The 2,583-nt window shown below is 40.6% G+C and carries 2 protein-coding genes; both read right to left on the reverse strand.

The window, feature by feature from the left end; translation table 11 throughout:
* Positions 1-51: 51 nt before the first annotated feature.
* Positions 52-174 (reverse strand): cysteine-rich KTR domain-containing protein, encoded by a 123-nt coding sequence (locus tag QP981_RS11060; RefSeq protein ID WP_502869571.1) that lies wholly within the window; start codon positions 172-174, stop codon positions 52-54.
* Positions 175-225: 51 nt separating this feature from the next.
* Complete coding sequence (tet(O), locus tag QP981_RS11065) at positions 226-2,145, reverse strand: tetracycline resistance ribosomal protection protein Tet(O) (RefSeq protein WP_000691759.1); 1,920 nt, start codon at positions 2,143-2,145, stop codon at positions 226-228.
* Positions 2,146-2,583 lie beyond the last annotated feature (438 nt).

A 2,583-nucleotide genomic window follows, 5' to 3' on the forward strand; every position in this document is an offset into this window, starting at 1 on the left:
CCCTATATGTTGTGGTGACCCGCTGAACCCACCGTGGTCTTCTTCACCCCGCTACGCACTCCGAAACCGGAAGAGCCAATAAAGGGGATAATTCTCCAAAACAGTGTCCTTCCTAATTTTATTACGGGTTTTGCTCCCACAAACAGGACACAATATCCATTCGCATTTCATCATAATTAGTCTCTAATCCTTTCAAATCTCATTTTATATGACTTTTGCAAGCTGTTAAGCTAACTTGTGGAACATATGCCGAACCTTATCTATACGGCTATTCGGGCGGCGGGGTTGGCAAATAAATTTACCAATAGCTGGCTGGTATCCTTTTAACTCTGTCAAGCAGACTCCCTGCCCATTTGTGAAATAAGTTAAATCGTTCCTGTATTCTTGAATACATCTGGCAGGGATTTCTCCTTTCAGAATGACCTCGTCATTCTTTACCTGAGTACTTACAATATCTGCACAATACCTTGGGGCATCATGATACGCCCGTGAGAGATATTCCTGCGGTGCATAAATTTCAAAGTGGAGATATGGCTCTAATAGTTCTGTCCCTGCTTTTTTTAAAGCCTGCTCCAATACGATAGGGGAAAGCAGCCGAAAGTCTGCGGGGGTACTTACAGGACTATAATACAATCCATATTCAAAACAGATTTTACAGTCTGTCACTTTCCATCCATACAGCCCCTGCTCGCAGCCATAAAGAACCCCCTCCATAACCGCATTTTGGAACGATTGGTTTAAATATCCAAGTGAAACTCTGCTTTCATACTGCACTCCGCTTCCAATAGGGAGCGGCTCTATGGACAACCCGACAGAAGCCCAGAAAGGATTTGGCGGGACTTCTATGTGGATGGTATATTCTGCTTTTCTAAGCGGTCTTTCCATATATATAACAGTAGGCTCTTTTATTTCTGCCTCCACATGGTATTTTTCCTCAAGGATGGCACAAATGACTTCCATCTGCACATTCCCCAAAAAAGAAAGTATAATCTCATGCGTTGTAGTATCCACATAATATTTTAAAAGAGGGTCGCCATCTGAAATTTCTGTAAGTGCCCCAAGCAATATTTCCCGCTGTTCAGATTTCTTTACTGCAATCGTTGTTTGGAGCATAGGGAGAGGATTTTCAATAAATTTTCTCTGCGGCAACAGCATTTCGTTCCCCAAAATACTGTTTAGCTGCAAAACATCATTTGGTAAAATTACAATATCACCAGAGCAGGCTGTATCGGATGAATATAATTCACCGTTTGTCGGAACACACATCTCTGTGATTTTTATTTTCTCTTTTTCAGATATTTTAATAACATCCCTCAAATGCAATGTTCCGCTATATATACGCACATAAACAAAACGCCGCCTTTTCTCTGAATATTCAATCTTAAAAACCTGCCCGCATAGTTCAGATTGACCTTCAGGCGTTGATGAATAAAACTTACTGGCAATCACTTCTATAAGCTGCCGAATCCCCAGATTGTTTTTAGCACTTCCGTGATAAACGGGAAATAACGTTCCGTTTTGGAATCTCCTGTTTTCTTCCTGTTCCAGTTCTGACATTTTAAACGGTTTCCCTGACATATATTTCTCTAATAGTTCATCGTTTCCCATAATTACCGCATCCCACTGTTCCATATCGTCATTGTCCGTTACATTTATATGGGGATGCTGCCCAACCTTTTGCTTCACTATAATTTCCGAAGAAAGCTTTGCTTTCATTTCTTGATATACCATTGGCAAATCAATCCCCTCTTGGTCAATTTTATTGATGAAAAAAATTGTCGGAATCTTCATTGTCTGTAGTGCATGAAACAGTATACGGGTCTGTGCCTGTATGCCATCCTTTGCAGAAACTAATAATACTGCTCCGTCTAATACGGATAAAGAACGGTATACTTCCGCCAAAAAATCCATATGGCCTGGCGTATCTATAATGTTGACTTTTACATCCTCCCACTGAAAAGATGTCACTGCTGTCTGGATAGTGATTCCCCTTTGACGCTCCAAATTCATTGTATCTGTCCTTGTTGTGCCTTTATCTACGCTCCCTGGTTCTGCAATTGCACCACTGGTATACAATAAACTCTCCGTTAATGTTGTCTTTCCTGCGTCAACGTGAGCCAGAATGCCTAAGTTAATTATTTTCATGTGATTTTCCTCCTATCAACACCCAAAAAAGGGCATAAAAATACCCAGTGATAAATACTCCTATCACTGGGTAAATAACTCCAATAGCCCCAAAACACTTATATGTTTTCGGGCATATAAAATTACATGATAAAAGTATTCTTAAACTGGGTACAAAAAACTAAGCCCCATATTAAAAGTGAAACGGGACTGCTACTTTTTGTTCCCACTATCAAATTGACAGTTTATTTAAGAATACCTTGCCGCATATTTATTAACTCCTTGTATAATACTGAATCTAATTATATTCCTTAACCCTTTATTTGTCAAGCTGACAAACTAAAGCAGAAAAAGCGGCAGGATTTCCCCCTGCCACTAATCAGGCTCTTCCGGTTTCGGAGTGCGTAGCGGGGTGAAGAAGACCACGGTGGGTTCAGCGGGTCACCACAACATATAGGG

It is taken from the genome of Corynebacterium sp. MSK047 (assembly GCF_030232285.1).
Taxonomy (GTDB): domain Bacteria; phylum Actinomycetota; class Actinomycetes; order Mycobacteriales; family Mycobacteriaceae; genus Corynebacterium; species Corynebacterium jeikeium_D.

Coding starts and splice junctions, on each gene's coding strand:
- QP981_RS11060 (WP_502869571.1), bottom strand. CDS start 174: ATGATGAAATGCGAATGGATATTGTGTCCTGTTTGTGGGAGCAAAACC.